The organism is Atlantibacter sp. (assembly GCF_032062175.1).
Taxonomy (GTDB): Bacteria; Pseudomonadota; Gammaproteobacteria; order Enterobacterales; family Enterobacteriaceae; genus Atlantibacter.
Genome location: NZ_DAMBQK010000025.1, coordinates 26,115 through 50,403 on the forward strand (window position 1 = coordinate 26,115; position 24,289 = coordinate 50,403).

Below are 24,289 nucleotides of genomic sequence, written 5' to 3' on the forward strand. Positions count from 1 at the left end.
TTGGGCAATTGCACAATGCGCGGGGTCAGACTATGGAGTTGTGGAAAGGGTCACAAAAAACCCTTCAACAATTACTGCATCAGCAGGTAAAGCGTGGTATCGCCACGTTTCACGTTCAGCGCCAGTACAGATGGCTTGCTGTCGAGAATTTTGCGCAGTTCAGCGATGTTTTTCACCGGCTGCTGGTTAGCGCCCAGAATGACATCGCCTTTTTTCAGGCCGATACGCGCCGCCTGAGAACCGGTTTTCACGCTATTCACTACCACGCCCACGTTGCTGCCGGTCTGGTTACTCATCTCCGCGCCTTCAATCCCGTTGAAGATGGAAGAAGAGTCGACCTGATTCTGGCTGCTCTGCTGGAGTTCCAGCGTCACTGACGTCGGCTTGCCGTCGCGCAGCAGGCCCAGGGTGAGTTTGCTGCCTACTGGCATGGTGCCAACCTGGGCACGCAGCGCCGCAAAGCTGCTAATCGGCTTGTCGTTCAGCGAGACAATCACGTCGCCCGCCTTCACGCCCGCTTTGGCCGCAGAAGAGTTTGGCATTACCTGGCTGACGAATGCGCCGCGCTGGGCGTCGACTTTCATCGCTTTCGCCAGTTCGGAGTTCAGCTCAGTCCCCATAATGCCCAGTTCGCCGCGGCGTACCTGGCCATATTCCACCATCTGGCTGGTCAGGCTTTTCACCATGTTGCTGGGAATGGCGAAGCCGATACCGATGTTGCCGCCGTCCGGCGCGAGGATCGCGGTGTTAATCCCGATCAGTTCGCCGTTCAGGTTGACCAGCGCGCCGCCGGAGTTACCCCGGTTAATCGCCGCATCGGTCTGGATAAAGTTTTCGTAGTTTTCAGCGTTCAGGCCGCTACGGCCCAGCGCCGACACAATCCCGGACGTTACGGTTTCACCCAGGCCGAACGGGTTGCCGATCGCTACGGTATAGTCACCGACGCGCAGGGCATCAGAATCGGCCAGTTTAATCGCCGTCAGGTTTTTCGGATCCTGGATCTGGATCAGCGCGATATCAGAGCGCGGGTCTTTACCAACCATTTTGGCGTCCAGCTTACGGCCATCGCTAAGTTGCACTTTGATGCTGGTCGCGTTATCCACCACGTGGTTATTGGTCACCACATAGCCTTTAGCGGCATCAATAATTACCCCGGAACCCAGCGCCATAAATTTCTGTTGCTGGCCGCCTTGCGGACCGGCACCTCCGCCCTGACAGAACGGCGAGCTCTGGAACGGCGAACCGTCCTGGCAGAACGGGGAATCATCGCCGAAGAACTGCTGGAAGTTACGCGGCAGGCGCGGATTGTTTACCGCTGTCGTTCCTTCCACATTAATGCTCACCACTGAAGGCATCACTTTTTCAAGCATCGGCGCCAGGCTTGGCATCGGTTGAACAACCGGTGCCGCCGAAGCGGTTTCAGCAGCGACAGCGGAGACAGGACCCAGCGCCAGGCCCATGCTCAGAGCCAGCGCACTCAATGCTAACGTGGTTTTTTTCATCTGTTTCATTCTCAATTAATTAGTCAGGCAAAATTGCTGTAATCGTGACTATCAGAGTGATTTTATCGCGCGAAGTTCCACGCCTGAATTTCTTGAAAAGTAAAAATTTATTGGTCGTCTTTACAAAACTTTCAGATATTATTCAACCGCCATCAGCTTACGGTATTCATCCCATGCATAAAGATCGGTCATACCACTTATATAATCCTGGATAAGACGGCAGCGATAATAATATTCCCAAATCGGAAAATCAGCATCATTACGATTAACGTGGCTCATCGCCTCAATATAAGCCAGGCGGTGCCGACCCGACAACTTATGAAATAGCCGGGTTTCAATAGGTAACCGTCGCCCATTGGCTTCTTCCACTAATAGCCGGAAGTCGTCCGCGCCCAGCAGCAACAGCGGTTGATATATATCTAACAGCCCTTTAATCACCCGGTAACCCTGTAATTCGAGCTGCTCAACATCGGGATGGCTAAATACATGGCGAATCGCGACGTTTTTATAAAGTTTCAGGAGACGGCTATATGGACTGTCATCTTCCAGCAGCGCGTGATTAAAACAACCGGGGAAAATGGTCGGTAAGTTATCAATAAAACGCTGGGCGGCGTAAGGCACCAGTTTATTCAGCGTATTCACCCGCAAATACATAAAAAACTGATCTTCAACGCTGCGCTGCATGGAGTTAGTCATCGATTTATCCCAGGCATTTTGCACCACCTGGGCAAACAGATCGCCGGGTTGATGGTCGCCCCAGGCGTCGCGCAAATGCTGGTAAAGCTGCTCGGCACTGAAGATGCGTTTCTCTACTGCATCTTCTAAGTCGGCGACGCAATAAGAGATGTCGTCAGCGGCTTCCATAATCCAGGTCAGTGGAAATCGGCAATAGTCGTTCAGTGAAAGTTCTTTACGTAACCGTACAATGTACTCTTCTTCCGAGAGGTAAAAGCCCGGTTTTTTCATTAAGTAACTGTGGCTTTCCGGCGTGGGGCCGGTAAACCACGCCGGGCGGGTATATTTTAAAATCCCACCAACCTGCGCCCAGGTCAGGTTCATGCGCAGCAGCGTATGTACCAGACGAATTCCCTGCGCGTTGCCTTCAAACTGGCAGATGTCATTACGCACCTTGCGCCGCAGCGTATTGAGCGCCTCTTCGCCCTCATGCAATTGCAGCACCGCCACCTGGCAGCGATCACCGCTGAGCGGCTGGCTGGTGGCATCGGCAGGCACCAGGCGCTGGCGAAACCAGTCGTTAATCGCCGCTTCGCCAAAATGCCCGAACGGCGGATTGCCGATGTCATGCATCAGGCAGGACATTTCAACAATACTTTCGAACGGGCCGGTGAGCTCATCAAGCCCATATTCCGCCAGCAGCCTGCGCTCCTTCAGGCGGCTGAGCACCTCTTTGGCGATATAGCGCCCCACCTGTTGGACTTCCATGGAATGGGTCAAACGGGTGCGCACCGCAGCGTTGCGCTCAAGGGGAAAAACCTGGGTTTTCTGCTGGAGACGGCGAATGGCGGGAGAGTTGACGATGCGTCCGCGGTCGCTTTCAAAAATGCGCACAATCTCATGCTCGCTTTTCACGCCCTGTGGCGAGCGGTAGCGGCGACGCCAGTTAATCTTATTGCGAAAGTCGAACTCAGCCATAAGCCCTCCAGCTCTTAATCAGAAGCGAATTATTTCCCTGTCAATGCCATGATAGACTATGCCCCTGAATCTAACATTTAGCGAGTATCTCTATGAAAGCAGGCATCATTGGCGCAATGGAAGAAGAAGTTACCCTTCTGCGCGACAAAATCGAAAACCGTCAAACGCTGAACATTGCCGGTTGTGAAATTTATACCGGAACGTTAAACGGAACCGACGTGGCGCTGCTGAAATCGGGAATTGGTAAAGTTGCGGCGGCGATGGGCGCAACCCTGCTGCTGGAACACTGCAAACCCGACGTCATTATCAATACCGGCTCCGCAGGCGGCCTGGCGTCGACCCTGAAAGTGGGCGATATCGTGGTATCTGAAGATGTGCGCTACCACGACGCCGACGTCACCGCGTTTGGCTACGAATACGGCCAGTTGCCGGGCTGCCCGGCAGGCTTTAAAGCCGATGAAAAACTGATTGCCGCAGCCGAAGCCTGCATTCAGAAACTGGACCTTCACGCGGTACGTGGCCTGGTGGTAAGCGGTGATGCGTTTATTAACGGTGCGGAAAACCTGGCGAAAATCCGCCAGCACTTCCCGAATGCCATTGCGGTAGAAATGGAAGCCACCGCCGTGGCGCACGTTTGCCACAACTTCGGCGTGCCGTTTGTGGTGGTACGCGCCATTTCCGACGTGGCCGATCAGGAGTCCCACCTCAGCTTTGACGAGTTCCTGACGGTGGCGGCGAAGCAGTCCAGCCTGATGGTTGAAACGCTGCTCCAACAGCTCCAGCATGGCTAAGCTCAAACGCTTCGGGGCGCTGTGCGCCCTTTTCCTCTTCCCGGCGTGGCTGTTTGCCGCGCCGCGCGTGATCACTCTGTCACCCGGCAACACCGAACTGGCATTCGCCGCAGGGATCACGCCGATTGCCGTCAGCAACTATTCCGATTACCCGGAAGCCGCCAAAAAGCTTGAGCAGGTCGCCAACTGGCAGGGCATGAATTTCGAGCGCATCGTGGCGCTGAAACCGGATTTGGTCGTCGCCTGGCGCGGCGGTAATCCTGAACGCCAGGTTAACCAGCTTAACGCGCTAGGCATCGAGGTACTGTGGCTCGACCCGCTGACTGTAGAAGATATTGTCGCCGCGTTGCGCAAGCTGGCAACGTGGAGCCCGGCGCCAGAGCAGGCCAACGCCGCTGCCGATAAGCTTGAGCAGGAATTTGCCGCCCTGCGAAAACAGTATGCTGACAAACCGAAAACCCGCGTTTTTATGCAGTTCGGCGACCATCCGCTGTTTACCTCCGGTAAATCCTCCTTGCAAAACCAGATCCTGGAAGTGTGTGGCGGTGAAAATATCTTCGCCGACAGCCGCGTCCCCTGGCCGCAGGTGAGCCGTGAACAGGTACTAATGCGTAAACCGCAGGCCATCGTGGTGGCCGGGGAACAGCGCAATATCCCAAAAACATCGCAATTTTGGCATGACCAGCTCAAAGTTCCGGTTATTGCCCTTCACGACGACTGGTTTGAACGGTCAGGCCCGCGTATCATCCTCGCCGCAAAACAGCTCTGCCAGGCGATGGCGGAAACAACGAACTGAGGGTGAGCAATGCTGGTCTATTGGCTGGATATCATTGGTACTGCCGTTTTTGCTATTTCAGGGGTTTTACTGGCCGGTAAGCTGCGGATGGATCCGTTTGGCGTACTGGTGTTGGGCGTCGTCACGGCCGTAGGCGGAGGCACCATCCGCGATATGGCCCTTGCCCACGGCCCGGTGTTTTGGGTTAACGATCCCACCGATCTGGTGGTGGCGATGGTGACCTGTATGTTGACCATTGTGCTGGTGCGCCAGCCGCGCCGCCTGCCGAAATGGGTGCTGCCGGTGCTGGACGCCGTCGGGCTGGCGGTGTTTGTCGGCATCGGGGTGAACAAAGCTTTTATGGCCGGAACCGGCCCGCTGGTGGCGGTGTGTATGGGCGTGCTGACCGGCGTGGGCGGCGGGATTATCCGCGATGTGCTGGCGCGCGAAGTACCGATGATCCTGCGTACCGAAATCTACGCTACTGCCTGCATTATCGGCGGCATCGTTCATGCCAACGCCTTCTATCTGTTCGGCATGCCGTTAGAGCAGGCGAGTATGGTGGGGATGGTGGTGACGCTAACGATCCGCCTGGCGGCGATCCGCTGGCATTTAAAACTGCCGACGTTTGCGCTGGATGACCGCGCCTGAAAACAAAAAAGCCGTGATGCAATCACGGCTTTTTTTATCGGCATTACGGCTTAGATGCTGAATGAAGAACCGCAGCCGCAGGTGCTGGTGGCGTTCGGGTTAGTCACCACAAAACGGGAACCTTCCAGACCTTCGGTGTAATCCACCGCGCCGCCCACCAGATATTGCAGGCTCATCGGATCAACCACCAGCGCGACACCCTGTTTCTCAATGGTCATGTCGCCTTCGTTGATCTGGTCATCAAAGGTAAAACCATACTGGAAGCCGCTGCAACCACCACCGGTGATATATACACGCAGTTTCAGGTTCGGGTTCTCTTCATCGGCAACCAGGCTTTTTACTTTATTGGCTGCTGCATCGGTAAATTGCAGAGGCAGCGCTACGTCATCACTCATTATTTGCTCCCATTGATACGGCGATTCGGGTAATTAACCGAATCCTGGAGGCGGTCCCGGAACAGAAACGGCCAGAAGTATGACGGATATCACCCAATCTTTTGGTCATTATCTAATACCCTGGTAAATCGTTCAAGTATTCTCCGGTCGTGCGGCCTGCTGCTGCTCCGCTTCCTGTTTGGCTAATGTCCGCGCCAGGATAGTGGAATAGAGTGGCTTGCCGCCCAGGAACTGCGCCAGCAGTGTGGCACCCAGACAGGTAATAATCATTGGCAATATGAGCTGATAATTGTCGGTCATTTCCAGAACCAGCACGATACCGGTCAGCGGCGCGCGCACAGAGGCGGCGAACAGTGCCCCCATTCCGGCGATGGCAAAGGTGCCTGGCTCCAGTTGCCACGCCGGGAACCAGGCGATACAGACCATGCCGAACGCGGTACCCAGCAGCGTCCCCAGCGCCAACATCGGGGCGAAAATTCCGCCCGGCGCGCCAGAAGAAAAACATAGCACCGTGGTGATGATACGAGTGATAAAGATAAACAGCAGCATCCCAACGGTAAAATTGCCCGCCGCAGCAATCGGGATCAAATTAAAGCCGCCCCCCGCCGCACTGGGATCGATAAGCCCCAGCACGCCACAAAGCCCACCGATCATCCCACCGATTAACACCCACTTCGTGATATTCCCACCGTGGATTTTGGCGAACATATCCTGCGCCTTCAGCACCAGCGCGTTAAACAGCGGCCCGACAATGCCAAAAATCATCCCCAGCACCAGATACAGCCACAGGGTATGAATCGGCGCGTTGGAGAGTTGTCCCACATCGATGATTGCCGCTTCGCCGTTGAACACCCGGAACACAATGCTCGACATAATCACGCCGGTGAACACCGCTTTAATCGAGATCAGGCTGTAGCGAAACTGCGGGCGCATCTCTTCAATGATAAACAGAATGCCCGCCAGCGGCGCGTTAAAGGCGGCGGAAAGGCCCGCCGCCGCGCCGGTTGCCAGTAAGGTATGGCGTGCCTCTGCGCTGCGCATGCGGAAAACATCCAGCACCATGCGCCCGATATTGCCGCCAATCTGCACCGTCGGCCCTTCGCGCCCCAGCACCATGCCCGCGCCCAGCGTTCCCATGCCGCCGAAAAATTTCACCGGCAGCACGCGCCACCAGCGCACCGGGCGTAATTCTTCCATCGCGCCTTCGATTTCCGGGATGCCCGAGCCGCCCGCCTCCGGCGCAAAACGGCGCACCAGCCAGTAACCGAACATCGCTAACAGCGCCGAGACGATAAACGCCAGCGGCCAGACCAGCCATTCGCGGTCCGCCGTGCTGGCCAGCAGCATCATGCGATTTAGCTGGACCCATTCCACGGCTTTATCAAATGCCACGCCTGCCAGGCCGGTGAGCGTGCCTACAACGGCGGCCATTAACAGGATGGCGACGGGCGTTTTATCGCGATTGAGTAATTGCCGGATACGCTCGCGGCGCGTCAGGCGGACAAACTGCTGTGCTTCAAACGAGGAGTTTTCAGAATTCATACATCATCATTTTTAGGTAGATTTTTTACGCGCGGCATTTTACTCGCCCTGAACCCAGACGTCGCGAGGAAAATCCCTTCGAATTATGATGCTTTAATCGGGCAAAACTTTTATTACCTTCCGTGGATCCCTTAGAATAGCCCGTTGTTACCCATTCCACGAATCAGGAGCCGATTCATGAGTAAGTCTGAACATCTCTACGCTGCCGCACGCGAGCTTATCCCTGGCGGGGTTAATTCACCGGTACGCGCATTTACCGGCGTAGGGGGAACACCACTTTTCATTGAGCGCGCCGACGGGGCTTACCTGTATGACGCCGACGGAAAAGCCTATATCGACTACGTGGGCTCCTGGGGTCCGATGGTGCTGGGCCATAACCACCCCGCCATCCGCAACGCGGTAATCGAAGCCGCCCAGCGTGGTTTAAGCTTTGGCGCGCCCACCGAGATGGAAGTCAAAATGGCGCAACTGGTCACCGAACTGGTGCCGACGATGGATATGGTGCGAATGGTGAACTCCGGCACCGAAGCCACCATGAGCGCAATCCGCCTGGCGCGCGGTTACACCCATCGCGACAAGATCATCAAATTCGAAGGCTGCTACCACGGCCACGCCGATTGTCTGTTAGTGAAAGCCGGTTCCGGCGCGCTGACGCTCGGCCAGCCGAACTCACCAGGCGTGCCGGCGGATTTCGCCAAACACACCCTGACCTGCACCTACAACGATCTCGCTTCGGTGCGCGAGGCGTTTGAGCAGTATCCGCAGGACATCGCCTGCATCATCGTCGAGCCGGTCGCGGGCAATATGAACTGTATCCCGCCGCAGCCGGACTTCCTGCCGGGCCTGCGCGCGCTGTGCGACGAATTCGGCGCGCTGCTGATTATTGATGAAGTGATGACCGGCTTCCGCGTGGCGCTGGCTGGCGCGCAGTCTTATTACAGCGTGGAGCCGGATCTGACCTGCCTGGGTAAAATCATCGGCGGCGGTATGCCGGTGGGCGCGTTCGGCGGACGCCGTGAAATCATGGAAGCCCTGGCGCCGACCGGCCCGGTTTACCAGGCGGGTACACTGTCCGGCAACCCGATCGCCATGGCGGCGGGCTACGCCTGCCTGACCGAGGTGGCCCAGCCGGGTATTCACGCTACCCTGACCGACCTGACCACCCGTCTGGCGGAAGGCCTGCGCGAAGCGGCGCAGGAGGCGGGTATTCCGCTGGTGGTGAACCATGTCGGCGGGATGTTCGGCCTGTTCTTTACCGATGCGCCGAGCGTGACCTGCTATCAGGACGTGCTGGGCTGCGACGTTGAGCGATTTAAGCATTTCTTCCATCTGATGCTGGAAGAAGGCGTGTATCTGGCACCGTCGGCGTTTGAAGCGGGTTTTATGTCCGTGGCGCACAGCGAAGAAGATATTGATAACACCCTCGACGCGGCGCGCCAGGTGTTTGCCAAACTGTAATACTCAGGCCCGCGCTATTCGGCGCGGGCCGCTTTCCCTTCAGCGTTGCAGATGAACCCTAAATCCGCTCTCCCCTTCCGCCAGTTCCGGCCTGAGTATTAACGACGGGATCTGATAATCACCAAAGTTCTGGCGACGAAACGGCAGCGGCGCGGTCTGCTCCAGGGTTTTCAGCCGCGCGTCCAGTTTCTCGCACTCCACCTGAAAGCGCTGTTCATCCATCTTATGGGCGCGATAAATCATGTGCGGCGGCAGAACATCAAAACCCGGATACCACAACTTCGCCAAAGCGATCGCCCCAGTGGCTATCGGAATGCTCGCCCACGCCATAGGCAAAACCGTAAGCATACACGCGCTCAAACCAGCCCTTCATAATGGCAGGCATGGTGAACCACCACAGCGGGAACTGAAAAATAACCGTATCCGCCCAATGCAGTTTCTCCTGCTCGCGGGTGATATCCGGGGTCTGTAATCCCTGCTCGTAACCGGTCCGCGAATCGTTAGGCGATCCGCTACTGCTGCCGGGTCCACGCGGAATGCGCCCCACCGCGCGGGCCGAAGCGCTGCGGGAACCGTTGCGTAAGGCGCTCCGGGCACTGGATCACGCCATCGCCTCGCCGCTGCCCTTCGATCCTGCACAGGCGGCCATGACCTGGCGCATCGCCGCATCGGATTACAGTGAATATTCGGTATTGCTACCCGCGCTGGATGGGTTACGTAACGCCGCGCCGCATTGCCGTCTGGCGCTGCTGGAGGTTCCCTCGACCCGGCTTTCCGCCGCGATGGAGCATGACAAACTCGATCTGGCAATTTTCACCCGTACCTGCGCACCGCTGGAACTGCGCAGCCGCTTCCTGTTCTATGAAAATTACCGGCTGGTGTGCCGCCACGATCACCCTGAACTGCAACACGCTCCGGATCTTGCGCAGTTTTGCCAACTGGAACATGTAATCGTTTCGCCGGACGGCGGCGGATTTGTCGGCAGCACCGACGAGGCGCTGGCGGCGTTAGGGCTTACGCATAAGGTCGTGCTGTCCGTACCGCATTTTAGCTTTGTCAGCGCCGTGCTGAGCCGCACAAATCTGGTGGCGCTGTTGCCGGAACGGCTGGTACGTGACGATGCGGCGCTGCGCGTGCTGGACGCGCCAATTGAGATTGCCGGGTTTGAGAAGATGATGCTGTGGCCGGAGCGGATGCACCGCGACCCGGCGCATCAGTGGCTTCGCGAGTTTATCGCCAGCGCGGTTCCGACAGAATAGGACCCCTTTCAGGACGAAAGAGGCCATTTGCTTAACGGCTCTGCTTACGCAGCAGATACACAAAGTACGGCGCGCCGATAAAGGTCGATAGCAACCCGGCAGGGATCTGGTACGGGAACATCACCATTCGCCCACACCAGTCCGCCACCACCAGTAGCAGCCCGCCAAGCAGCGCGGAAATCACCATCTGCGGCAGCGCGCGACGGAAACCCATCATCCGGGTGATATGCGGGGCCATCAACCCAACAAAACTCAGCGGGCCGATGGTCATGGTCGCCGCCGCCGTCAGGCCGGATGCCAGCATCAACAACGCCACGCGCGACGGCGTAAGCGCCATCCCCACTGCCCGCGCCGTATCGCCGCCCAGCGGCAATACCGTTAACCAGCGGCGGCACAGCGGCGTCAGCGCCAGCAGTGCCGCCATCACGATAAAACTGTACACCGCGTGCTGGTCGGTGACGCTATAGGTCGAGCCGGAAATCCAGGTGATGACTTTCGCCATGCGCGGATCGCCACTGGCCTGGAGCATCATCAGCAGCATAGTAAAGGCGGTACTTAACGCCATCCCGGCAAGCAGCATCCGGTGCGGGGAAAACCCGCCGCGTCCGGCAGCGATCATGATAATCAGCAGCGTGGCAGCCGCCCCCAGGCTACCGGCGGGCAGCAACCAGCCAAAGGCGTCTCCCGGCACCAGGAACAGCATCAACACCACACCAAACGCCGCGCCGGAGCTGATGCCCAGCACTTCCGGGCTCGCCATGGCGTTGCCGGTCAGCCGCTGGATAATGCAGCCCGCCACCGCCAGCATACAGCCTGCGGTCATCGCTGCGAGTACGCGCGGCCAGCGCCACGGCAGCAGGTCCCGCAGCAGATCGCCGCTGGCCCAGGTCCAGCCATGCGCATCGCGGCCAAACGTCAGGGCAACGACAATCATCAGCAACAGCACCCCAACGCCCGCCAGGCTAAATAACAGCACGTACTGGCGTTCCGTGGGGATATGGTCGCCCGCATCGAGAGACGGCGCGCTCTGGGTGCGCAAACGCGGCAGCAGCCACAGCAGCAGCGGCGCGCCAATTAACGCCGTTACCGCGCCGGTCGAGACTTCCATCCACACCCGGGTCAGCCAGACAATCATCTGATCCGACAGCCACAGGATCAGCGCGCCGATCAACGGCGCGAGGATCAGCCGGGAAAGCAGGCGGCGCGCGCCGAGCATTTTCGCCAGCAGCGGCGCAAACAGACCGATGAAGCCGATAATCCCCACCGCGTTAACCAGCAAGGCGCTGATGGCGATTGCCAGCACCAGCGCCGCTAACCGCGCCATGGACAGCGCCAGGCCCAGGTTGCGCGCCACGCCGTCGTCGAGGCCCATCAGGGTGAGCGGGCGCAGCAGCAGCAGCGTCAGCATCACTCCGCCAAGCAGTTGCGGCCACAGCCGGGAAACAATGCTCCAGTCGGTCTGGTTAAGCGCCCCGGTACTCCACAAAAACACACTTTGCAGCTGGTCGTGATGGAAAATTACGATCAGCTGATTCACCGCGCCGCAGTACAGACTAACCACCAGACCCGCCAGAATCAGCGTGATCGGCGAAAGCCGTTTATTCCAGGCAACGCCGAAAACAATCAGCCCCACCAGCGCCGAGCCCGCCAGCGCCGCGAACTGCGAGGTCATATAACCGCCGGGCAGCGCCCACAGCGTGGTGATGGCGATACCCAACTGCGCGCCCGTCGCCACGCCGAGCGTGGTCGGTTCCGCCAGCGGGTTGCGCAGCACCTGCTGGAACAGCACGCCCACCAGCCCCAGCCCCGCGCCAACCAGCAGCGACAGCACCAGGCGCGGCAACGCGCTGTAGTGGAACAGCATCTGATCGAGGGCATCCTGGCTGGGATGCCACAGTGCCGCGCTCCACTGGTCGCGCGGCAGTTGATGATTGAGGTTAAACCAGGTGAGCCACAGCCCGGCCAGAAACATCACCGACAACAGTACCGGCGCGAACAGATTGCTTTTGGCCCTCATGCTTTGCCTCCCAGCGCCGCATCCAGCACCCGGCAGAAATGCATCGAGGAGAGGGTCGCGCCGTAGAACCACACGGCGGGCACGCGCTGGAAACGCTGCTGGCGGATAAACGGCATCGCCTTCCACAGCGGGGTGGCGGCGATACGCGCCATCAGCGCATCATCACCGTGCTCAAAACACAGCACATCGGCGTCTTTCACCGCCGCAAGGCGTTCAATACCCACCACGGCGCTGCCCCAGAAATTGGTTTCACCGTGCCAGGCGTTGGGAATATCCATCACGTCCATGACCTGCTGGAACAGGCTGTTTTCACCCATCACCAACACGTGGCGTTCGTCCATCAGGGTCATCATCAGGATCGGGCGATTGCCCCGTCCGGCAAAGCGCGGTTTCATCTGCGCCAGATAAGCGTCAAACTTATCCAGATGCGCGTGCGCCGCCTGGGAAAGCCCCAGCAGCTCGCCCATCTCCAGTAGTGAGTTACGCGCTTTGGTCAGCGGTTGTTTACCGTCGCTAAAGCTAAATCCGCGCCCCGGCGCGATAGGCCGCAACGTCTCTTCGGATGGGCCATAACCCGTGGACCAGACCAGCATGGACGGCTTCATTTGCGCCAGCAGTTCCAGATTCGGCTCGGTACGCAGCCCGACGTCGATCACCGAATCCGGCAGCGCGGGCTCATTGACCCACATTCTGTAGTTAACGATATCCGCCACGCCGTAAGGCATTACGCCGAGCGCCATCAGCAACTCTACCGGCAGCCATTCCAGCGCCACCACGCGATGCGGGTCGACCGTCGCGGCGCGGGCGGTGCCCATTTGCCACAGCAGCGGAGATAACGCCATCGCCGTTACCAGGCGACGACGGGAAATTAACGTTAAAAGGGAGTCTGACATCAGTAGACAAAGCTCACCGGGGCCGCGCCCGCGGGATGAGGGAGAATGCCCATAGGAAGACCGTAGATGCGCTCGAGGGTTTCGCTCTGCATCATGGCGGCGGGTTCGCCCTGGGCAATCATTTCGCCGCCGCGCAGGGCAACCAGATAATCGCAGTAGCGTGCCGCCATATTGATGTCATGCAGCACGGCAATCACCGTTAAGCCTTTTTGCTGGCTCAGACGGTGGATCAGCGCCAGCACGTCCACCTGATGGGCGATATCCAGCGCCGATGTCGGTTCATCCAGCAATAAACAGCGGCTGTCCTGGGCCACCAGCATCGCAATCCACACCCGCTGGCGTTCACCGCCCGACAGGCTGTCCACCAGGCGATGGGCGAACGGCTTCAGCCCTACCAGTTCGATAGCCTCTTCCACTTTCTCACGATCGGCGACGCCGAAACGCCCTAACGCACCGTGCCACGGATAGCGGCCAATCGCCACCAGTTCGCGTACCGTCATGCCTTCCGCGGGCGGTAGCTGTTGCGGCAAATAGGCCACCTGGCGGGCAAAGGCTTTGCTGCTCCACTGATCCAGGGGTAAATCGTTGAGCAGCAGATCGCCGTCGGACGGCTTCTGATGGCGGCCAAGCATTTTGAGCAGGGTGGATTTACCGGAACCGTTGTGGCCGATCAGGCCCGTCACCTTACCGACAGGAAAGGTCAATGAGAGCGGGTGAAGCAGGGTTCTGCCTGGCACCCGGAAAGTGATATCGCGCAGAGAAAAGGTGGTATCGGGATGCGTCTGTTTATCCTGCATAATCATCAACTTGATAAAGGGCACGGCGTACCGTGCCCGAAAACGGATCAGAAACGGAAGGTCGCGGTCGCGACAACCTGACGTTCCGCGCCCCAGAAGCAGCCATAGGTATTGAAGCAGCTGGCGACGTATTCACGATCGAACAGGTTGTTGACGTGAAGCGCCACGTTGGAGCCAGCCATGCCGACGCGAGCCAGGTCGTAGCGGACCAGCGCATCCACCAGGGTGTAGCTGCCGACTTTAAAGGAGTTCGCCGGATCGCCGTAACTGGTGCTGGTATAGCGCACGCCGGTGCCCAGAGTCAGGCCGGAGAGCGGGCCGTCAAACATCGTGTAATCACCCCACAGCGACGCCATGTGTTTTGGCACCTGAGCCGGGGTGTTGCCTTTGTAGTTGGTGTCGGTGGTGTATTCCGCATCGGTGTAGGTGTAAGAACCTACCATGTTGATGCTCGCGGAGAGCGCCGCTTTAGCTTCCAGCTCAACGCCGCGCGCACGGATTTCGCCGCCTTCAACCGAGAAGAACGAGCCCGCCGGGTCGGCCATCAGGTTGTTGGTTTTGGTCAGCTGATACACCGCGCCGGTCAGCACGATCGGACGATCTTCCGGTACGTATTTAACGCCCGCTTCGTACTGTTTGCCTTTAGACGGCGCGAAGATATTGGCATCCGCACCCACGGTAGAGGCCGGTTCAAACGATTCGCTGTAGCTAAAGTACGGGGTTACGCCGTTGTCGAATAGATAGTTCACGCCGCCACGCCAGGTGAACTCGTTATCATTACGCGAGTGCTGGACATTCGCTTCACGATCCAGCGAATCCTGCTCCGCCCAGTCGTAACGGCCGCCCAGGGTCACCAGCACCTTGTCCCACTGCGCCTGATCCTGCACGTAGACGCCGGTCTGTTTCTGCTTATTCAGCACACGGTAAGCGGCACCAGGACCAGGGTGAGCGCCGAAATCAAAGTCGCTGCGGTCGAGGTTATAGATATCCGATGACGCCACGGAACCCGCCCAACCAAACCAGGAGTTGATGTCGTTACGCATGCGCATAAAGTCGACGCCGGTTAACAGGGTGTGGTCCACGGAGCCGGTAGCGAAAGTGCTTTGCAGCTGGGTATCAACCGCGAAGTTCTCTAATTTCTCGTCGTCGTCTACATAGCGGCGCGTCAGGGTATGGCCCCATTCAGACGGCGCAATGGTTGCGCATGGGCCGCTAGCCGGATCGCCGGTGTACAGCGGATCGGAACACATGCCATAGCCGTAAACGCTGTTCTGCGAGGTTTTGTTCTGCGCATAACGCAGGTTCTGACGCACGGTGAAGGTGTCGTTAAAGCCGTGTTCGAAGCTGTAACCCACCATTTTCTCGTTACGCGAGTAGGTGTTGTTATCCGCGCCTTCGTTGAAATCGGTCGGCAGACGGCTACCGTTCGGCAGCGTAGATACCGTGCCCTCTTTCGGCAGCCAGCCGTAATAGCCAGTTTCCGGCTCGTTCTGGAAGTAAGAGAGGAAGGTAAAGTTGGTTTTGTCATCCGGACGCCAGCTAAATGACGGCGCGATGGCGTAACGCTGCTCTTCCGCACCCTTCTGCTGGGCGTTCGCCGAGCGCGCCAGGCCGGTTAAGCGCCAGGAGTAAACGCCGTCGTCATCCAGCGCATCGCTGAAATCGAAGCCGGTCTGATACAGGCTGTCGGTGCCCATTTTGAACTGGACTTCATACAGCGGCTCGGTGGTCGGGCGCTTGCTGACCATGTTCAGCAAGCCGCCAGGGTTGCTCTTTCCGTACAGTACGGAAACCGGACCGCGCAGCACTTCAGCGCGTTCCAGCATATAGGGGTCAATCACTGCATCATTATAGAAATTTCCCTGCATTTTCAGGCCGTTCAGATAGTTATTCTGGCTCTGGCCGTCGGCTGCGAAACCGCGAATGATCAGGTAATCATAGGTGTTGGATGCGCCACGGGTTCCCACGGCGACGCCCGGCGTGTAGCTCAGGGCTTCTTTCACGGATTTCGGCTGATGCAGCGCCATCTCTTCGGCAGTCACCACGGAAATAGACTGCGGTGCTTTCTGGATGGGGGTATCCGTTTTAGTGGCGGTGGCCGATTGTCTGGCCGCGATGGTAGCCGCCGGGCCCCATGCGCTTTCCTGCGGAGCCGCTGCGGTAACGGTGATGGTATCTTCTTTCTGGGTAGTGTCAGCCGCAAAAACCGGAGCAGAAATGCTGCCGACTGCTGTGGCTATCATCACTGCGACTTTACGCAGTGAGGTATTGACTGGCTGAGCAGTGTCTGGACGCGCCATTGGATTTTCTCTACGTGAATATGACGAATGATAACGTAAACGATAATTATTATTATGACCGCAGGATAATATGCGAAACGCTGTTTGCATAGCAAGCAGCACACGCCCCCGATTTCACTGAGGGAACAAGAAATAATCACCTTGCTAAAAGTGGGTTGTAGCGGGGTATTGAGGCAGTTACAGAGATGTGAAAAAAGGTGAGAGCCACGCAAAACAAAGGGCGGGATGATCCCGCCCTTATACGCGTTTTATGGCTGCGTTAGTTACTGCCGAACATGTCCTTGATCCAGCCTGCCACGCCATCGCTTTTCTGTTCCTGCGCCGGAGCCTGCTGCTGTTGCTGAGGCTGCTGCGGTTGCGACGGTGATGACTGGTCAAACGGGTTACCCGACGGCTCTACCGGGCGGCTCTGCTGGCAAAGCGCATCCGGGTTGGTGGTCCACACTGGCAGCGAACGCATTCCGCCGCCGCCGCACAGGAAGTAACCCTGGTCGTCCACGCCCATATTAACGATGTCTTCCGGCGGCGTCAGATCCAGCGCGATCGGCGACTGGTTGCTGAGGTAGCGCTGGTAAATCGACATCGCACCGCTGGCACCGTACAGCTTAGTCGGCTGGTTGTTGTCGCGCCCTACCCAGGTGATCACCACTTCACGGCCATCGATACCGGCAAACCAGGTGTCCACCTGATTGTTAGTAGTACCGGTTTTCCCGGCCAGATGCAGGCCAGGGAATTTCGCGCCCAACTGACGGCCGGTTCCGCGTTGCACGACCTGCTGCATGGTCCACAGCGTCATATACGCCGCTTGCGCCGGTACCGCACGTTCAGACTGCGGGAAACTCTGGAACAGCGCGGTGCCGTCTTCGGCAATCACCGAGCGTACTGCTGACAGCGTGGCGCGGTTGCCGCCGCTGGCGATGGTCTGGAACGCCTGGGCCACTTCAATCGGCGTCAGGTTCAGCGCGCCCAGCAGCATTGACGGAACCGGGTGCAGCTGATCTTTCGGCACGCCCAGTTTCAGCCAGGTTTCGGTGACCGCAGGCAGGCCAAGCGCCATCCCCAGATTCACCGTCGGTACGTTCATGGAGCGGGTCAGCGCATCCACCAGCATCACCTGGCCGCTGTAACGATGGTCATCGTTTTGCGGCGACCACACCTGGCCGTTCGGCTGACGCAGCGAAATCGGCGCATCGGCAATCCAGGTATTCAGGCGGTACTGGTTCGGCTGGCTGAGCGCGGTCAGATAGGTCGCCGGTTTAGCCAGTGAACCGATTGATCGGCGCGCCTGCATAGCGCGGTTATAGCCAGCAAACTGCGGATTCGCCCCGCCAACCATCGCGCGGACTTCGCCACTGAAGCGGTCGACCACCACCATCGCGGTTTCCAGATCGCTCAGCTTACGCTGTTTGATCAGCGCCGGAATGCCTTCGATAGCGGCTTTTTCCGCCGCATCCTGCGCCACTGAATCAAAGGTGGTGAAGATCTTCACGCCGGAGAGATCTTTCACTTTATCGCCCAGTTTGGTTTGCAGCTCCTGGCGCACCATCTGCATAAACGCCGGTTGCGGAGAGATCACCCCGCCGCGCGGCTGCACGCCCAGCGGACGAGCGCTCAGCATGTCATACAGCTCCTGGTCGATAACCTTCTGTTCCTGCAACAGACGCAGCACCAGATTACGGCGCTCCAGCGCCATTTTCGGGTTACGCCACGGGTTATAAATCGACGCGCCTTTCACCATGCCCACCAGCAGCGCCTGCTGGTCAAGGCTCAGTTCGTCGACCGGGCGGCCAAAGTAATACAGGCTGGCCAGCGGGAAACCGCGGATCTCGTTATCGCCGCTCTGGCCGAGATACACTTCGTTCAGATACAGCTCAAGGATGCGGTCTTTGCTGTAGCGGGCGTCCATGATCAGCGCCATATAGGCTTCGTTGGCCTTACGCCACAGGGTGCGCTCGCTCGACAGGAACAGGTTTTTCGCTAACTGCTGGGTCAGCGTACTCGCTCCCTGAACGGCGCGCCCGGCGGTCAGGTTCGCCAGCACCGCACGGCCAATCGAGTAGAGGCTAATGCCGTCATGCTCGTAGAAATGGCGGTCTTCGGTAGCGATCAGCGTATCCACCAGCAGATCCGGGTAGCCGCTGCGCGGTACGAACAGACGCTGCTCGCCATTCGGCGAAGAAAGCATGGTGATCAGGCGTGGATCGAGGCGGAAGAAGCCGAACTGCCGCTTGCTGTCGAGGTTCTCAATAGTTTCAAGACGATCTTTACTGAACGACAGACGCGCGCGCACCTGCCCTTCTTTGCTGTCCGGGAAATCGAACGGGCGGCGGATCATCTCAATGCTGTTGGCCTGCACGGTAAACTCGCCCGGGCGCGTCATTCGCGTCACCTGGCGATACTGCGTCGCCTCAAGCAGTTGCACCATCTCCTGCTTACTGACGGGCATATCCGGCTCAAGGTTGACCATCCGGCCATAGACCGCGGCGGGCAACTGCCAGACTTTACCGTCGATGCGGCTGCGGATTTTCTGGTCAAGATAGACACCGTAAATCACCAGCACCACAAGCAGCACCAGCAAGATTTTCAGCAATAGCCATAGCCAGCGGCGCTTTTTCTGCGGCTTTTTCCCTTTGCCTTTCCGTGGGGGCATTGGCTCCTCGTCTGCATCGTCTTCATATTCATCGTCGTACTCATCATCTCTGAGACGACGACGGGTCACTTTCTGTTTCACCGGACGTGAAGGTCGCCCTTTACGCCCGATGGGTTCGCGGTCATTCCCCGCCATGCTTTCTCTCCACTACGTTCAGGCGCGAGGGCCTGATTCTTGGTTCTTTCACGTCGCCGCGAAAGAAGAAATCTCTCAAAAGTACCGGCATCCCGTTACGGCTGATGCTTTTTGGTGCGGCGTGTCGGCAACGCGCTGGCTGGGTCGTCCGGCCAGGCGTGTTTTGGATAACGCCCCTTCATCTCTTTTTGTACTTCCCGGTACGATCCTTTCCAGAAAGCGCTCAAATCACGGGTGATTTGCAGCGGGCGCTGGGCGGGCGACAGCAGCTCCAGCGTTAGCGGAACGCGGCCTTCGGCAATCACCGGGGTCGCCGCTTCGCCGAACATTTCCTGCATCCGCACCGCCAGCACGGGCGGGTTTTCCTGATGATAGCGCACGGCTATCCGGCTTCCGGTGGGCACAGTGTAATGAGTTGGCAGCGCACTATCCAGATGTTGACGTTGCGACCACTCCAGCAGATTGCCGAGCGCCGCGCTTAAATCGACGTTCTGCAAAGCGCGCAGCGAGTGCACGCCGCTGAGTTGCGGCAGCAGCCAGCGCTCAAGTGTAGCCAAAAGTGCCGAATCTGAAACATCAGGCCAGCAATATTCAGGCAGCCATTGCGCGGCGCAGTGTAAGCGTAGCCGCAATTGCTCGGCTTGCGGGCTCCAGTTGAGTACCGCCAGCCCTTTTTCACGGATACCGTTAAGCATCGCCTGATGTAATTCTTCTTCCGACGGGCGCGCCAGCAGCTGGTTCCTGACCACCAACTCGCCGATTTGCTGGCGGCGAAACGCTCTCAGCGTGCCCTGGGCATCGTCCCACTCTACGCTGTCCTGCTGGCGCAGCAGCTGCGGGCACTGGGCGATCAGCGAGTCAATATCCAGCGCCAGCGCCTGCAACATGCGCGCGTCCGGCGAGTGGCTGCCCTGCAACAGCAGCGGAGCGATCAGCCAATCATAGCGGGTCAGCGCATCGTCAGGATCGAGCCGCGCCCCCATGCCGTTAGCGAGCTGATAGCGGCCATCCAGCCCGCGCCGCCGGGCGATTCGGTCGCCATACGCGATAGCTAACAGCTTCGGCACGAGGGCGATATCCCGCGCGCCGCCACGGCTGTCCATGCGCTTCAGCAACTGTTGGCTGCGGCTCTGCCAGTTGTGCTGGCTGCGCGAAAACGCGCTGGCTAAATCGCTATTACTGTTACGCGGTGGCTCTTCAAGCAGCGCGGCAAGCCAGGCGGCGGTGGCTTTTTCATCGGCGGAATCCGCTGCCGCCAGCATTGCCGCCAGCCGGGGATCGTTGCCGAATTTTGTCATCTGAAGACCGCGCGCGGTTAATCGCCCTTCCTTTATTGCACCTAACTGTTCGAGTAACATGCGGGCGGCGGCAAGGTTAACTTCGGATGGCGTATCCAGCCAGTTGAGCTGCGCGACATCCTGGCAGCCCCACTGCAACAACTCCAGCCATAATCCGCTGAGATCGCTTTGCAGGATTTCCGGCTCCGCCTGGGCCGCCGCGCGCTCGCCCTGCTCTTTCGCCGTGAGATGCAGACAGATGCCCGGCTCCAGCCGCCCGGCGCGACCGGCGCGCTGGATCATCGACGCCTGGCTGGCGCGCTGGGTGATAAGCCGCGTCAGGCCGCTGCGCGGGTCAAAACGCGCCACGCGCTCCAGGGTACTGTCTACCACCAGGCGAATACCTTCGATGGTCAAACTGGTTTCGGCAATATTGGTCGCCAGCACCACTTTGCGAAACCCGGCGGGCGCAGGGAGAATTGCTTTACGCTGCTCGCTGAGCGGCAGCGCGCCGTACAGCGGGCACAGCAGCACATCGCCAGGGACACGCTCAGCCAGCTGTTCCTGCACGCGCTGGATTTCCGCTATGCCGGGCAAAAACAGCAGCAGCGAGCCGGATTCTTCCCGCAGCAACTGCGCCGTCGCGATGGCAATCGCCTCTTCAGTGCGCAACTGGCTGGGCAACGGCTGCCAGCGCCGCTCTACCGGGAACGCGCGCCCCTCTGACGCCACAACCGGCGCGTCGGGCAACAGCGCTTCCAGACGAGCGTTGTCCAGGGTGGCAGACATAACCAGCAGTTTGAGATCGTCGCGCAGTCCCTGCTGTACATCCAGCAGCAGCGCCAGCGCCAGATCGGCTTGTAAGCTGCGCTCGTGGAATTCATCGAGGATCACCAGACTGATGCCGGTGAGTTCCGGGTCCTGCTGGATCAGGCGCGTCAAAATCCCTTCGGTGACCACTTCCAGGCGCGTTTTTGGCCCAACACAGGTTTCGCCGCGCATTCGGTAGCCAACGGTTTCACCGGGCGCTTCATCCAGCAATTCCGCCAGACGCTGGGCGACGTTACGCGCCGCCAGACGACGCGGCTCCAGCAAAAGAATTTTGCCATTGAGGCCCGCCGCCTTCAGCAGCTGTAGCGGCAGCCAGGTAGATTTGCCTGCGCCAGTGGGCGCACTGAGCAGGACCTGCGGGGCGGATTGCAGGGCATCCAGCAGATGGGGTAAAACGGCGGCGACCGGCAATGACGACACAGCGAGCTCCCTGGGGTTCACATCAAAAGGGTTAACATTAAAACGGGCGCATTGTAGCATCCCCTCAAACCATTACCGAGAACTGCCATGTCTGAGTCCAAACGGCTATTTTTCGCGCTTGAGATACCCGCTGCGATCCAACAGCAGGTGATCCAGTGGCGCGCCGCGCAGTTCGCCCCGGACGCGGGCCGCCCCATCGCGGCGGCGAATTTACACCTGACGCTGGCATTTTTAGGGGAAGTCAGCGAGCAAAAACAGCAAACGCTGATGACGCTGGCCGGGCGCATCCAGCAGCCTGCGTTTACCCTGACGCTGGACGATGCCGGGCACTGGCCGCGTTCGCGGGTGGTCTGGCTGGGCAGCCGCCAGCCGCCGCGCGGGTTATTGCAACTGGCTAATCTGCTGCGTGCCCAGGCCGCGCGCAGCGGCTGCTATCAAAGCCCGCAGCCGTTTCATCCGCATGTCACGCTACTGCGGAATGCTGCGCATCAGGTGGCGATCCCAGCGCCGGGCTTTCACTGGGCCTTTCCGGTGACCGAATTCGTGCTCTATTCCTCGCAGTTCAGCCAGGGCCGTACGCATTACCAGCCGCTGGAGCGCTGGTCGCTATTATAAAAAGGATCGATTATGGAGTTTTCTCCCCCGCTGCAATCCGCCACGCTGATTACGCGTTACAAACGTTTTCTGGCCGATGTCGTCACGCCCGACGGCGCGCTGCTGACCCTGCATTGCCCTAACACCGGCGCGATGACCGGCTGCGCCACGCCGGGCGATACCGTGTGGTATTCCACCTCGCCAAACCTGACGCGTAAGTATCCGCACACCTGGGAGTTAACCCAGACTCAGCAGGGGCATTTCATCTGCGTGAACACGCTGCGCGCCAACCAGCTGGTAAAAGAAGCCATACACGAAAAACGGCTGGGTGAATTTTCTGAATATTCGGCGGTCTTAAGCGAAGTTAAGTACGGCGCAGAACGCAGCCGTATTGATTTCATGTTACAGGCAGGTTGCAAGGTTAACTGCTATATTGAAGTGAAATCAGTAACGTTATCGGATAATTCGCAAGGGTATTTTCCCGACGCCGTCACGGTGCGGGGCCAAAAACACCTGCGTGAATTGATGAGTGTGGTGGAGAACGGCGAACGTGCCGTCCTGTTATTCGCCGTGTTGCATTCGGCGATTGAACAGGTCTCTCCGGCGCGCCACATCGACCCCCGATACGCGATGTTGCTCAGTGAAGCACAGCAAAAAGGGGTGGAAATCGTTGCCTGGAAGGCGACGTTAACCGCCGAGAAAATGCAATTAACGATACCCGTACCGGTCTGTTTGTAATGCCGGTTAACCGTTTGAGTCATTATTGTTTCAGGCGCATGCGCAAATACGCTTTTCCTCACAGGGTTGTCAAGTGTAACGTTTATACAATTGCTATCCCGAAAAGCTTCTGCTATTTATAGCGGCCTGATTTTTCCCCCGACAAGGGGATCGATAGTGCGTGTTAAGGAGAAGCAACATGCAAGAAGGGCAAAAACGTAAAACATCGTCCCTGAGTATTCTCGCCATCGCTGGGGTGGAGCCGTATCAAGAGAAGCCGGGCGAAGAGTATATGAATGAAGCCCAGCTGGCACACTTCAAGCGCATTCTTGAAGCATGGCGTAATCAACTTAGGGATGAAGTCGATCGCACCGTTACGCATATGCAGGATGAAGCGGCTAACTTCCCGGACCCGGTCGACCGTGCCGCCCAGGAAGAAGAGTTCAGCCTCGAACTGCGTAACCGCGACCGTGAGCGTAAACTGATCAAGAAAATCGAGAAGACTCTCAAAAAAGTAGAAGACGAAGACTTCGGCTTCTGCGAATCATGTGGAGTGGAAATCGGTATTCGTCGTCTTGAAGCACGTCCGACCGCGGACCTGTGCATTGACTGCAAGACGCTGGCCGAAATCCGCGAAAAACAGATGGCTGGCTAAGACCGGCTCATATCCATCAATAACAAAGGCGGGGTCTTTCCCGCCTTGTTTTTTAGCGCTATGTCCACAGCTTATATCGGGCGTTTTGCCCCTTCTCCTTCTGGTGAACTTCACTTCGGCTCGCTGATCGCCGCGCTGGGCAGCTATTTGCAGGCCCGCGCGCAGCACGGCGTCTGGCGGGTGCGCATTGAAGATATCGACCCGCCGCGCGAAGTGCCCGGCGCTGCCGATACCATTTTGCGCCAGCTTGAACACTATAATCTGCACTGGGACGGCGAGGTGCTGTACCAGTCCGCACGCCACGACGCCTACCGCGACGCCCTTGCCTGGCTACGCGAACATCAGCGCAGCTATTACTGCACCTGCACCCGCAGCCGCATCCAGCAGATCGGCGGCATTTACGACGGCCACTGCCGTGATTTACATCATGGCCCGGAAAACGCCGCCGTGCGTTTACGCCAGTCCCAGCCGGTCATGGCTTTTACCGATCGGCTGCGCGGCGACATCGTCGCCGACCCGGCGCTGGCCCGTGAAGATTTTATTATTCACCGCCGCGACGGGCTGTTTGCCTATAACCTTGCGGTGGTGGTGGACGATCATTTTCAGGGTATTACCGAAATTGTACGCGGGGCGGATTTAATTGAACCCACCGTGCGACAGGTGTCGTTGTATCATCAGTTCGGCTGGCAGCCGCCTGAGTGGTTTCATCTGCCGCTGGCGCTCAACGCCGACGGGAATAAATTGTCAAAACAGAACCATGCTCCTGCTTTGCCGCACGGCGATCCGAAACCGATGCTGGTTGCCGCTTTGCAGTTTTTGAACCAGCCTGTAACAGAGCACTGGCGGGATTTATCTACCGATGCGTTGCTGCGCGAAGCGGCGATTAACTGGTCTCCCCATCGGATACCCGTGAATCCAGCATTCTCAAATGCGTTGCGCTGAGCTATGATTAGCCGCTATTTTTTGTCCAGAGTCTG

Annotated in this window: 19 protein-coding genes and 1 pseudogene; 9 read left to right on the plus strand and 11 right to left on the minus strand. The window is 58.5% G+C overall.

Annotation, left to right across the window (positions count from 1 at the left end; genetic code table 11):
- Positions 1–71: 71 nt before the first annotated feature.
- Positions 72–1,502, minus strand: a complete 1,431-nt coding sequence (gene degP / locus RT120_RS18345) for a serine endoprotease DegP (protein ID WP_312984879.1) — start codon at positions 1,500–1,502, stop codon at positions 72–74.
- Positions 1,503–1,640: 138 nt separating this feature from the next.
- Positions 1,641–3,155, minus strand: a complete 1,515-nt coding sequence (gene dgt / locus RT120_RS18350; RefSeq protein WP_312984881.1) for a dGTPase — start codon at positions 3,153–3,155, stop codon at positions 1,641–1,643.
- A gap of 92 nt (positions 3,156–3,247) precedes the next feature.
- On the opposite strand from dgt, the gene mtnN reads away from it, so the two are divergent.
- From mtnN to RT120_RS18365, 3 genes are read left to right on the plus strand one after another with little or no spacing between them, the layout of a single operon-like run.
- Positions 3,248–3,946, plus strand: coding sequence for a 5'-methylthioadenosine/S-adenosylhomocysteine nucleosidase (gene mtnN, locus RT120_RS18355; protein ID WP_312984883.1), 699 nt, complete (start codon positions 3,248–3,250; stop codon positions 3,944–3,946).
- A complete protein-coding gene (btuF, locus tag RT120_RS18360; RefSeq protein ID WP_312984885.1) occupies positions 3,939–4,742 on the plus strand; it encodes a vitamin B12 ABC transporter substrate-binding protein BtuF in 804 nt (267 codons plus the stop codon). Before mtnN ends, btuF begins: the two co-directional genes overlap by 8 nt.
- 9 nt (positions 4,743–4,751) lie before the next feature.
- Positions 4,752–5,372, plus strand: a complete 621-nt coding sequence (locus RT120_RS18365; protein ID WP_312984887.1) for a TRIC cation channel family protein — start codon at positions 4,752–4,754, stop codon at positions 5,370–5,372.
- 50 nt (positions 5,373–5,422) lie between these two features.
- Here the strand turns inward: RT120_RS18365 and erpA are convergent, their stop codons facing one another.
- Positions 5,423–5,767, minus strand: coding sequence for an iron-sulfur cluster insertion protein ErpA (gene erpA, locus RT120_RS18370; protein ID WP_125293614.1), 345 nt, complete (start codon positions 5,765–5,767; stop codon positions 5,423–5,425).
- 132 nt (positions 5,768–5,899) lie between these two features.
- Positions 5,900–7,309, minus strand: a complete 1,410-nt coding sequence (gene clcA / locus RT120_RS18375) for a H(+)/Cl(-) exchange transporter ClcA (RefSeq protein ID WP_312984890.1) — start codon at positions 7,307–7,309, stop codon at positions 5,900–5,902.
- Between the two features lie 177 nt (positions 7,310–7,486).
- Between clcA and hemL the strand changes: the two genes are divergently transcribed.
- Positions 7,487–8,767 carry a glutamate-1-semialdehyde 2,1-aminomutase gene (hemL, locus tag RT120_RS18380; RefSeq protein ID WP_312984892.1) on the plus strand — a complete coding sequence of 427 codons (1,281 nt, stop codon included), beginning with the start codon at positions 7,487–7,489 and terminating at the stop codon, positions 8,765–8,767.
- A 39-nt stretch (positions 8,768–8,806) separates the two neighbouring features.
- Here hemL and RT120_RS18385 read toward each other — a convergent pair.
- A pseudogene (locus RT120_RS18385) lies at positions 8,807–9,266 on the minus strand (NAD(P)H-dependent oxidoreductase); the annotation flags it as partial.
- 37 nt (positions 9,267–9,303) lie between these two features.
- Here RT120_RS18385 and RT120_RS18390 point away from each other — a divergent pair.
- The gene (locus RT120_RS18390) at positions 9,304–10,026 is read left to right on the plus strand and encodes a LysR substrate-binding domain-containing protein (protein WP_312984894.1); all 723 of its coding nucleotides are present in this window, start codon (positions 9,304–9,306) and stop codon (positions 10,024–10,026) included.
- A gap of 31 nt (positions 10,027–10,057) precedes the next feature.
- Here RT120_RS18390 and fhuB read toward each other — a convergent pair whose 3' ends face one another.
- The 6 genes from fhuB to hrpB all read right to left on the minus strand — a co-directional run bounded on the left by fhuB (position 10,058) and on the right by hrpB (position 21,346).
- A complete protein-coding gene (gene fhuB / locus RT120_RS18395; RefSeq protein WP_312984896.1) occupies positions 10,058–12,043 on the minus strand; it encodes a Fe(3+)-hydroxamate ABC transporter permease FhuB in 1,986 nt (661 codons plus the stop codon).
- Positions 12,040–12,936, minus strand: a complete 897-nt coding sequence (gene fhuD / locus RT120_RS18400) for a Fe(3+)-hydroxamate ABC transporter substrate-binding protein FhuD (RefSeq protein WP_312984898.1) — start codon at positions 12,934–12,936, stop codon at positions 12,040–12,042. The genes fhuB and fhuD overlap by 4 nt, the downstream gene beginning before the upstream one ends.
- Positions 12,936–13,733 carry a Fe3+-hydroxamate ABC transporter ATP-binding protein FhuC gene (gene fhuC, locus RT120_RS18405; protein WP_312984900.1) on the minus strand — a complete coding sequence of 266 codons (798 nt, stop codon included), beginning with the start codon at positions 13,731–13,733 and terminating at the stop codon, positions 12,936–12,938. The genes fhuD and fhuC overlap by 1 nt, the downstream gene beginning before the upstream one ends.
- A gap of 47 nt (positions 13,734–13,780) precedes the next feature.
- Positions 13,781–16,033, minus strand: coding sequence for a ferrichrome porin FhuA (gene fhuA / locus RT120_RS18410; protein ID WP_312984902.1), 2,253 nt, complete (start codon positions 16,031–16,033; stop codon positions 13,781–13,783).
- 259 nt (positions 16,034–16,292) lie between these two features.
- Entirely contained in the window at positions 16,293–18,818 is a 2,526-nt protein-coding gene (gene mrcB, locus RT120_RS18415; protein ID WP_312984904.1) for a bifunctional glycosyl transferase/transpeptidase, read from the minus strand.
- Between the two features lie 95 nt (positions 18,819–18,913).
- A complete protein-coding gene (gene hrpB / locus RT120_RS18420) occupies positions 18,914–21,346 on the minus strand; it encodes an ATP-dependent helicase HrpB (RefSeq protein ID WP_312984905.1) in 2,433 nt (810 codons plus the stop codon).
- 87 nt (positions 21,347–21,433) lie between these two features.
- Here hrpB and thpR point away from each other — a divergent pair, with 87 nt between their 5' ends.
- The 4 genes from thpR to gluQRS all read left to right on the plus strand — a co-directional run bounded on the left by thpR (position 21,434) and on the right by gluQRS (position 24,254).
- The gene (gene thpR, locus RT120_RS18425; RefSeq protein WP_312984907.1) at positions 21,434–21,961 is read left to right on the plus strand and encodes an RNA 2',3'-cyclic phosphodiesterase; all 528 of its coding nucleotides are present in this window, start codon (positions 21,434–21,436) and stop codon (positions 21,959–21,961) included.
- A gap of 12 nt (positions 21,962–21,973) precedes the next feature.
- Positions 21,974–22,678 carry a DNA/RNA nuclease SfsA gene (sfsA, locus tag RT120_RS18430; protein ID WP_312984909.1) on the plus strand — a complete coding sequence of 235 codons (705 nt, stop codon included), beginning with the start codon at positions 21,974–21,976 and terminating at the stop codon, positions 22,676–22,678.
- 178 nt (positions 22,679–22,856) lie between these two features.
- The gene (dksA, locus tag RT120_RS18435; protein ID WP_002436912.1) at positions 22,857–23,312 is read left to right on the plus strand and encodes an RNA polymerase-binding protein DksA; all 456 of its coding nucleotides are present in this window, start codon (positions 22,857–22,859) and stop codon (positions 23,310–23,312) included.
- Between the two features lie 60 nt (positions 23,313–23,372).
- Positions 23,373–24,254: a tRNA glutamyl-Q(34) synthetase GluQRS gene (gene gluQRS, locus RT120_RS18440; protein WP_409515071.1), complete on the plus strand. Its 882-nt coding sequence runs from the start codon at positions 23,373–23,375 to the stop codon at positions 24,252–24,254.
- Positions 24,255–24,289: the final 35 nt, after the last annotated feature.

Coding starts and splice junctions, on each gene's coding strand:
- hemL (WP_312984892.1), top strand. CDS start 7,487: ATGAGTAAGTCTGAACATCTCTACGCTGCCGCACGCGAGCTTATCCCT.
- erpA (WP_125293614.1), bottom strand. CDS start 5,767: ATGAGTGATGACGTAGCGCTGCCTCTGCAATTTACCGATGCAGCAGCC.
- dksA (WP_002436912.1), top strand. CDS start 22,857: ATGCAAGAAGGGCAAAAACGTAAAACATCGTCCCTGAGTATTCTCGCC.
- thpR (WP_312984907.1), top strand. CDS start 21,434: ATGTCTGAGTCCAAACGGCTATTTTTCGCGCTTGAGATACCCGCTGCG.
- degP (WP_312984879.1), bottom strand. CDS start 1,502: ATGAAAAAAACCACGTTAGCATTGAGTGCGCTGGCTCTGAGCATGGGC.
- fhuC (WP_312984900.1), bottom strand. CDS start 13,733: ATGCAGGATAAACAGACGCATCCCGATACCACCTTTTCTCTGCGCGAT.
- RT120_RS18390 (WP_312984894.1), top strand. CDS start 9,304: ATGCGCCCCACCGCGCGGGCCGAAGCGCTGCGGGAACCGTTGCGTAAG.
- clcA (WP_312984890.1), bottom strand. CDS start 7,309: ATGAATTCTGAAAACTCCTCGTTTGAAGCACAGCAGTTTGTCCGCCTG.
- gluQRS (WP_409515071.1), top strand. CDS start 23,373: ATGTCCACAGCTTATATCGGGCGTTTTGCCCCTTCTCCTTCTGGTGAA.
- sfsA (WP_312984909.1), top strand. CDS start 21,974: ATGGAGTTTTCTCCCCCGCTGCAATCCGCCACGCTGATTACGCGTTAC.
- RT120_RS18365 (WP_312984887.1), top strand. CDS start 4,752: ATGCTGGTCTATTGGCTGGATATCATTGGTACTGCCGTTTTTGCTATT.
- mrcB (WP_312984904.1), bottom strand. CDS start 18,818: ATGGCGGGGAATGACCGCGAACCCATCGGGCGTAAAGGGCGACCTTCA.
- btuF (WP_312984885.1), top strand. CDS start 3,939: ATGGCTAAGCTCAAACGCTTCGGGGCGCTGTGCGCCCTTTTCCTCTTC.
- fhuA (WP_312984902.1), bottom strand. CDS start 16,033: ATGGCGCGTCCAGACACTGCTCAGCCAGTCAATACCTCACTGCGTAAA.
- dgt (WP_312984881.1), bottom strand. CDS start 3,155: ATGGCTGAGTTCGACTTTCGCAATAAGATTAACTGGCGTCGCCGCTAC.
- mtnN (WP_312984883.1), top strand. CDS start 3,248: ATGAAAGCAGGCATCATTGGCGCAATGGAAGAAGAAGTTACCCTTCTG.
- fhuD (WP_312984898.1), bottom strand. CDS start 12,936: ATGTCAGACTCCCTTTTAACGTTAATTTCCCGTCGTCGCCTGGTAACG.
- fhuB (WP_312984896.1), bottom strand. CDS start 12,043: ATGAGGGCCAAAAGCAATCTGTTCGCGCCGGTACTGTTGTCGGTGATG.